This window comes from Myxococcus sp. CA040A (assembly GCF_013336725.1).
Classification (GTDB): Bacteria; Myxococcota; Myxococcia; order Myxococcales; family Myxococcaceae; genus Myxococcus; species Myxococcus llanfairpwllgwyngyllgogerychwyrndrobwllllantysiliogogogochensis.
This window is the reverse complement of record NZ_JABUMR010000012.1, coordinates 212,307-220,304: the sequence shown is the minus strand read 5'-3', so window position 1 is coordinate 220,304 and position 7,998 is coordinate 212,307. Positions and strand designations below refer to the sequence as shown.

Genomic DNA, 7,998 nt, shown 5'->3' with positions numbered 1-7,998 from the left:
CTCATGGTGCGGGTGCATGCCTACCTCGCTGCTCGCAACGCCCAACGCTCTGCCAGTCCATCCCTGCGCCGAGCCGACCTCAGGCGTGCCGTCTGAGGCCGTTCGAGAATCACGAACTCTGGTTTAGGGCGCCGGCGTCGGCGCGGTGGGCTCCTTCGCTGACCGCGCTTGCTCGCGCAGCAGCGCCTTACGCTCCCGCTGCGCCCGGTCCGCGAGGACGGAGGCTTCAAGTTCATCGGCGAACGGGCAGTTCAAGACTCCCGCATCCTTCGCTGCATCCCGGATGACCCGGCCCTTGCTCCCGGGCTCGACATAGGCGACCGCATTCAGCAATGCCAGGCCGTCCTCGGAGCGAGCGCGCTCGCCGGCCCAGGATGCCGCGATGGTCAGGACGTCCTCCTCCTTGATGGGCAGGTCGCGGGCCTTCGAGCGCTCCACGGAGTGGCAGAGGTTTTCCATGTCACTCTTGTAGCTGGCGCAGCCCGTGGTGAGCACGATGACGGTCAACCCCAGCAAGCAGCGGCGTCGCGATGTCTGACGGTTCATGGCCGTCAGTCTAATCCAAGTGCCGTTCTGTCGGGCGGCGCCAACTGGCCGACGCTACATGCAGTCCCCGCTCAGCGGGCCGATGCTCAAGGGGCCCTCCGTCCAGTCGGAAGAAGATGGAGCGGCTTCTCCTTTGGCCCGTGGAGTGCTCGGACGTGTCCTGCCGGGTTTCGAGGACGCGTTTGTCCGCCGCGTCGGAAGCTGCCCGGGTCTCGGGAACCACCGGTCCGGCGTGGTGCCAGGCACGTTCTTCGTGATGCCCTTTTCGTTCACGAAGACGGAGATGGCCTTGCCGCCACCGGAGGTGCGTCAACCCGTGGCTACCTGGAGCCCTGCCGCGTGCCCTCGCTCCCGGTGGCCTTGGGTGCTCCCGGGGGCCGCTGGTTCGGCGCGGTGGAGGCTCCACCGCCGGGCCGCAGTGCGTTCTGGCCCAGGCGCGAGAAGTTGATGGAGTTGCTCAGGATGCGCACCGCCTCCTGGTCCGCGTGGAAGCCCATGGAGTTCTCCGCCTCCACGAAGTCCAGGTAGAACTGGGCGCGCTTCTGGAGGTCACGCGCCTTGGCCAGTGCTTCCTCGGGGAGGCCCGCCTTCTGTGCGCTCTCGAGGTCGTGGATGAGGTCCACCAGCGCGTCCATGGCGATGTTGCGAGTCTCGAAGGTGCGCGTCTGGATGGTCTCCACGCGGTCGAGCAGCTCCGCCTCGCTCCACTTGTGGCATGTCTGGCAGGCGCGGTTGATGTTGAGCAGCGGGCTGCGCACGTGGTGGTCGCTGATCTTCATCGCCCCTTCACGCTGGTAGGGCATGTGGCAGTCCGCGCAGGCCACGCCGCTCTTCGCGTGGATGCCCTGGTTGTACATCTCGAACTCGGGGTGCTGCGCCTTGAGGACCTTCGCGCCGGTGAGCTTGTGGGTCCAGTCGGTGTGCCTGTCCTCGTCGTAATAGGCCATGATCTGGTCGACGTTGATGCCCTTGGCCCAGGGGTAGGTGAGGCGCTTCTCCTTGCCCTTGAAGTAGTACTCGACGTGGCATTGCCCACAGACGTACGTGCGCATCTCCTGGCGCGTGGCGTGCTCATTCACGCGGAAGTCAGGCACGCCCTGGCTGGCCTTGAGCGCGGCGATGCCCTCGATGAAGCCAGGGCGTGTGACGCGCAGCTGCATCGTGGTGGGGTCGTGGCAGTCGATGCAGGACACCGGGTGCTCCACGAGCTTGCGCGCCTCGGCGAAGGGCATCTGGTTCATCTTCTCGAAGCCCTTGATGAGGTCCCCGTCGCCCAGCTTCTTGTAGGGGACGTACACGCTGCCGTGACAGTGGATGCAGGTGCCCGGCTGCTGCGTTACGTGCTGGCGCTCTGTGAAGACCTGGTCCTCGAGCATGTGCGCGTGGCCACGCTCCTCCCGGAAGTCGGTGGCGAAGGCATAGCCGCTCCACATGGTGACCAGTCGCGGGTCTTCCTCGAGCCGGCTCTGGGCCACCACCGAGCGCGGGTCCGCCTGGGTGGGCGTGCGCGCCACCGCCTCGCTGCCACCGTAGCGGGTGCGCTGCTGGTCCACCGTGCGCTTGTAGCCGTCGTACTGCAGCGGGAAGTTCTTCCCCCACACGGCGGGGTCGGTGATGGTGTCGTCGAGTTCCACCACCCGGTAGAAGGGGTTCTTTGCCTCCTGCTTGCGCTCCATGATGTTGACCAGGAGCGCGGTGACGCCCGCCGAGGCCAGCGCCGCGGCCACAGCGACCGCGACCACGAGTCTGGTGCCGCTGAAGCGTCGGCGCTTCTCCGGAGCCTTCTCGGGCTCGGTCATCGTGCATTCTCCTTACGGATGAGCTCGGGGTTCCCCGAACCTTCGGGGTGGCCCACGGAGTTGTGGCAGGTGAGGCACTGCAGTTGTTCGCTGGGGGCCACCTGCTCGTGGCCCGTGGGGGGCGTTTCAATGGCCTCCACGATGGAGCCGTGGCATTTGCGGCAGGCGTTCTCCGTCACCACGCGATTGCCCGGACGCAGGCGGATGGGGTCCGGGAAGGTGCCGGTGGTGAAGTAGTAGGAGTGCCAGAAGCCGTTGCTCGCCTTCGTGTAGTACTTGGGCAGGAAACCCGCGGGCGTATGGCAGTCGTTGCAGGTGGCCACCGCGTGGTGGCTGCTCTTGCGCCAGCCTTCGTACTGCTCGTTCATGATGTGGCAGTTGGCGCAGGCGGCCGGGTCGTCTTGCAGGTAGGACGAGCCCTTCGCGTACACGAAGGTGAAGCCGCCGAGGCCAACCGCCACACCGATGGCAATCCCGAGGATCACGGCCAGCACGGTGCGGGAGGCGGAGGGCACGCAGGGCAACCTAGCAATGCTCGTGCTACGCGGAAGTGGGATGTTGCTGTCGCGTGCGGATGGTGAGGCCTGTCGGATTGCCGGAGTGTGGCTCCGGGCGCGGCGCTTCGTGATGACGCGCAACACTTGCGCGCTACGGCGCAGTCTTTGCGCGCCGCGCAGCCTTTGCGCCGCTGGCGCGTCGTTTTCGCGAGTGCGTTCTCATGGACCGACTCCCGCGCGTCGGCATCTACCGCGAGGACCGGCGGCGTGACGTTTGAGCAGAGGCTCCGTCCCGTGCTCCAGTTCCTTCCACGCGACTTCACTCATGCGCGTGGAACCCCGAGCGCGCGCTCATGCCGTGTCAGCGCTTTCGCGAGAGTCGACGGGGAGTGGAAGGGGACGACGTCAGCCCTACAGTGCCGCGCACCCGTGCGTCTGTAGCGCGGCGCCCTCGGTCTCGAGGATTCCCTCCAGCACCCAGAAGCCGTTGATCTTCTCGCCCTGGAAGTGGAGCACTCCGCGACCGGTCGACCCCGCCACTGGCATTCGCCAGTCCACCCGGCCAGAGGTCGCGGACCAGGCCTGACTTTTCCGAGGGACCTTCAGGTAGCCGTAGGACCAGCCCCACCACGCCGCGTCGATGGGCTCGCCCAGCAGGTTGCGAGCCTCCGCGCATGCCGCCAGTTTCTCCAGCGCGGCCCGGGGTGCGCCACTCATGCGCAGCCTCATCCGGTCGTACACCTGATAGGTCACCGTGAGGACCAGTAGCGCCAGCACGCCTTGAACCGCGCGTTTCGAGAGGCTGACGGGACGCGAGGAGGGCCGAGGCATCTGCCCAGTGTCCTCCACAACATCCGGAGCCATCAACCGCGTTCCCATCCAGTCTCGGGAGGAAGGGCAGGGCGAGTCTCCGATGGGCGGGAATGGGCACGCCCGCTCGACATGGCGGCCGGGATGGAGATGGGGCCCGGGAGGCTTCATCCCTCGGCCCGACGGTTTCGTCCCGCCGTAGAGGGGATTGAGCCCTTCCCGCGCAAGACGCCTGTCTCGGCGGCGTAGACATCCGGGTGGAACCACGAAGTGGCGACAGACCGCACGGCTCGTGGTCTCCGCCGACGGCCGAGGGAGTTACATGCGATTCATGAAGTCGTGGCGGCGCTTGCTCATGGTGGGCACCTTGTTTGTGGTGTGTGCTCCAGGATGTCGACCTGGTCCGGAGGAGGGCGCCGCACCGGAGGCGCCTCGCGCGGACCTGGCCCACCAGTCCCAGGAAATCACATGCGGGAGCAGCCAGGTCCCTGTGATGACGAGCGGCACGTTGCCAGTCGGCATCGTGACTCGCTCGGGGGCTTTTGGCCCCGGTTACGAGGCCTGGCTGGCATTCGATGAGGTCGATAGCTCCGGCTCGATGTGGATCTCCGGGCTACAGCAGAGCCCCGCGTGGATTGGCTACGAATGGGCGGACGGCCCGCGGCGAATCATCCGCTACGCCATCCGCTTCTCGAATGGCTCGCTTACGTCTCGCGCGCCCAAGGCCTGGACGCTCCAGGGCTGGAATGGCTCGCAGTGGGTGGTGGTGGATACCCGAACCAACGAAGTGAACTGGGGGGGCACGGAGCGCCGTGTCTACACCCTGGCGGCCTCCGCGACCTATCCGAAGTTCCGCCTCAACGTGACGGATGACAATGATTCGCGCGCGGGCATCGAGGTCGTCTCGATGGGGCGGCTCGAACTGCTCGGCTGTCTGCCGGATACGACGCCACCCACGGCGCCTGTCCTCGCGCACTTCACCCCGGCCCCACCGTCCACCACTTCGAACCCCAATCTGATTGGAAACGCGGAGACCGGGTCGACGGTGCGCGTCTACCCCAACGCCAACTGCTCGGGGACGCCATCGGTCTCGGTCACCGCGGGAACGGAGCAGCTCTTCCTGGCGGTCGTCCCCGTGAATCCCAACGCGACGACGGTCTTCACCGCCACGGCGACGGACGCCTCCGGGAATGTGTCCGCATGCTCGCAACCCCTGAGCTACGTGCATGACAGCATGGCTCCGGCGGCGCCCGTGATGACGGACTTCCAGCCCGTGTCACCGGGCAACTCACTGACGCCCCAGGCTCGCGGCACCGCGGAGAAGGGGAGCACGGTTCAGGTCTTCAAGGGCTCGGGCTGTGTGGCACCGGTCGTGGTGACCGCCGTGGCGGATGCCTCCACGGGCGCGTTCTCGGCCTCTGTGTCTGTCACAGCCAACACGACGACGAGCTTCTCCGCGCGGGCCGTGGACCTGGCGGGGAACGTGTCGGCGTGTGCCACCGCCATCAGTTACGTGCAGGACAGCATTGCCCCGGCGGTGCCTGGGCTGACGGGGTTCCTGCCGGTGTCTCCAGGCAACTCGCTCACGCCTCAGGTGCGCGGCACTGCGGAGAAGGGGGGCACCGTTCAAGTCTTCAAGGGCTCGGGCTGCGTGGCGCCTGTCGCGGTGAGCGCCTTGGCGGATGCCTCCACGGGCGTGTTCTCCGCTTCTGTGACTGTCACGGCCAACACGGTGACGGATATCTCCGCGCGGGCCGTGGACCCGGCGGGGAACGTGTCGGCGTGTTCGACGGCCATCAGTTACCGGCACGACGGCATCGCCCCTCCCGCGCCTCGGTTCATGCCGGGATTCATTCCCGTCGATGGGAACGCTAGCGGGGGGCTGGTCCGCGCGATGGGGGAGGTGGACTCGCGAGTCACGCTCTTCAGGGATGCTTCGTGCGCCACCCTGTTCTCGCCATCGGGTCCCTTCGTGGTGGGCGTGGATGGCTCGGTGACGATGGCGCTGACGCCGGGCCAGCGGCTCGGGCCGCTGTTCGCGGATGCGCGCGACGTGGTGGGCAATCGCTCCGCATGTGTTCCGGTGCCGGTGGGCTGCGACATGGGCTTCGCGGACTGCGACGGGAATCCGGCCAACGGGTGTGAGGGGGACCTGCTCGCGGACGAGGCGAACTGCGGGGCCTGCGGCATCGTGTGCGCTGGCGCTCCGTCTGCCCGTGCCGTGTGCGGCGCGGGGACCTGCGGGCTGGGCTGTGTGGTGGGCACGTTCGATTGTGATGGCAGCGCGGCCAACGGCTGCGAGTCCCCCAGTGCGTGCGCGCCGTTGGCGTGTGGCGTGGACATCTCGTCCGAGCTGATGATCACCGACCTGTCCGTGGTCGATGACCCCATGCGGACCACGGGTGACGGTGTGTGGACCTTCGGTCACCTCATGCGCGAGATGAACGGTGGTCAGGACCCGTCGGACCTGGTGCGCGACTGGTTGTCCACCTGGATGTCGGACCAGTTCATCGGTGCGACGGAGGTCGGGGCGCGGCCCAACATGGCGGCGATGGTGCTGCAGCCGTGGGAGAACAGCAGTGGGCCGGGACCCTCCCTGGACTTCAACGTGGCCCCGTTCCGTCTGCTGGCCATCGTCAACCGGATGGACTTGCGCAAGGAGGGCGAGTTCGCGGGCGAGGGGCGCTTCGTGTTCGGCGTGACGGACCCCAGCGGCCATCCCCTGCCGTTCACCGTCATCCTGGAATACATCCTGCCCGGGGGCTCACCGGATGAGTTCCAGCGCTGGGCGCGGGACTGGCACGAGTTGGGGCGCATCGGTGTCGGGAGCCCCGGCTACAACGAGAAGCTCGAGGCACTCACGAGCCGCTTCACGAAGTCCTTCGTCGCGCGGGGCGCGCACCTGGGCAGCGCCATCCACCAGGTCCGCACCAACGAGAACGCGTTGGTGCCGCTCTGGGAGCTGCGTGAGTTCCACCTGGGCCCCGGAGGGTTGATGCCCGCGCACGTCGCGCTTTCGCCCACCCTGTTCTGGGACGGCTCGCGCACCCTGGGGGACTATGTCAACCTGAACCTGTCCTCCATCCTCACGGAGACGCACACCGTCCCGGAGTTCTTCGAGAACCAGCCCCTGCTCGCGGGCTCCGCGTTTACGTTCCCCAACTTCGCGTGGGCCGTGCCGCAGGTCTCCACCGAGGCGCGCCACAAGTTCTCGTTGAACACCTGCAGTGGCTGTCACGGAGGGGAGACGGGCACCGTCTTCTTGCACGTGCACCCTCGCGCCGAGGGAGTGTCGTCGGCCTTGTCTCCTTTCCTCGTGACGTCTGGGCCCATTCCGGATCGGTTCGACCCCTCCGTGACGCGAACCTTCGCGGACCTGGTTCGGCGCCAGGCGGACATGACGTCGCTCGTGTGTGGCGTGCCCGCGGCGAATCCTCTCGCTCGGGCAATGGAAACCCTGGGCACGTCGATGCTCTCGGGTTCGAGTGAATCGGTCCGGCCCGCGGTGCCTGGCTTCCCGCCGCCCTCCAACCTGCCGGCGGGTCGCGTCCACTGAGGTGAGCCGTCGCTGAACGCAGCGGTCGGGGCAGGGCGCCGCGTGCATCGGGCGCCCTGTGGGGGGCATGGAGCCAGCCGTGGACCTCAGGATGCGGCGCTTCGTGAGCCGTTGATCGCGACGCTCGTTGATTGCCTCGCATCTCCCGACTCAGTCAACAGGGCCCCCACCGCTCTGATGTGTCATACTCCACGGGCAAGTCCTACTCGTTTCAAGTAGCGCATGGAGGCCGACATCAACAATGGCGGCTTCATGCAGTTCTTCTGCAGGAAGTATCCATCGCCTCTCATGACCACGATTCCATGAGGGAGCCCTTCAGGGGACTCCAACTCAGTGAGGGGCGGGCCCTGGACGTGGGCCCGCCGGGAAGTGTCATCGGGTGCGGCGTCAGCCCATGTTGCCGCGGAAGCCGATGGGGCCCTCACCGTTGTACGTCATGGTCCCGGTCAGTGACTCCCCGCTGTTGCCGGAGGTCAGGTCGAGGGCGATGACGTTCTGCCCCTGCCGGGAGCCGAGGACGAACGTGCCACCTGGATTCCAGGGCGCGGTCGGCCCACCCCACTGGTTCTCCACCACGTAGTTGTTCGGGCTGGTGAGGGTGGCGCGGAAGGCGATGGGCCCCTCGCCGTTGTAGGTCATGCTCCCGGTCAGCGTCTGGCCGCCATCGCTGGAGGTGACCTTCATCGCGACGACGTTCTGCTTCTCGCGGCCGCCAATCACCCAGTTGCCCCCCGGATTCCAAGGAGCCGACGAGCCACCCCATTGGTTCTGGACCTTGTAATTAGACATG

5 protein-coding genes and 1 pseudogene are annotated in these 7,998 nt (G+C 67.1%); 1 reads left to right on the top strand and 5 read right to left on the bottom strand.

Annotation, left to right across the window (positions count from 1 at the left end):
* Positions 1 to 123: 123 nt before the first annotated feature.
* The 4 genes from HUA75_RS40425 to HUA75_RS40410 form a co-directional block, all read right to left on the bottom strand.
* Positions 124 to 546, bottom strand: a complete 423-nt coding sequence (locus HUA75_RS40425; protein ID WP_174489466.1) for a hypothetical protein — start codon at positions 544 to 546, stop codon at positions 124 to 126.
* A gap of 320 nt (positions 547 to 866) precedes the next feature.
* Entirely contained in the window at positions 867 to 2,345 is a 1,479-nt protein-coding gene (locus tag HUA75_RS40420) for an ammonia-forming cytochrome c nitrite reductase subunit c552 (RefSeq protein WP_174489465.1), read from the bottom strand.
* Complete coding sequence (gene nrfH / locus HUA75_RS40415; protein WP_174478970.1) at positions 2,342 to 2,860, bottom strand: cytochrome c nitrite reductase small subunit; 519 nt, start codon at positions 2,858 to 2,860, stop codon at positions 2,342 to 2,344. Before nrfH ends, HUA75_RS40420 begins: the two co-directional genes overlap by 4 nt.
* Before the next feature lie 393 nt (positions 2,861 to 3,253).
* Positions 3,254 to 3,673, bottom strand: coding sequence for a cytochrome c oxidase assembly factor Coa1 family protein (locus HUA75_RS40410; RefSeq protein WP_174489464.1), 420 nt, complete (start codon positions 3,671 to 3,673; stop codon positions 3,254 to 3,256).
* Positions 3,674 to 4,160: 487 nt separating this feature from the next.
* On the opposite strand from HUA75_RS40410, the gene HUA75_RS40405 reads away from it, so the two are divergent.
* Positions 4,161 to 7,208 (top strand): hypothetical protein, encoded by a 3,048-nt coding sequence (locus tag HUA75_RS40405; RefSeq protein WP_217446502.1) that lies wholly within the window; start codon positions 4,161 to 4,163, stop codon positions 7,206 to 7,208.
* 387 nt (positions 7,209 to 7,595) lie between these two features.
* Here HUA75_RS40405 and HUA75_RS40400 read toward each other — a convergent pair.
* Positions 7,596 to 7,988, bottom strand: a pseudogene (locus HUA75_RS40400) (lectin ESA-2); the annotation flags it as partial.
* Positions 7,989 to 7,998 lie beyond the last annotated feature (10 nt).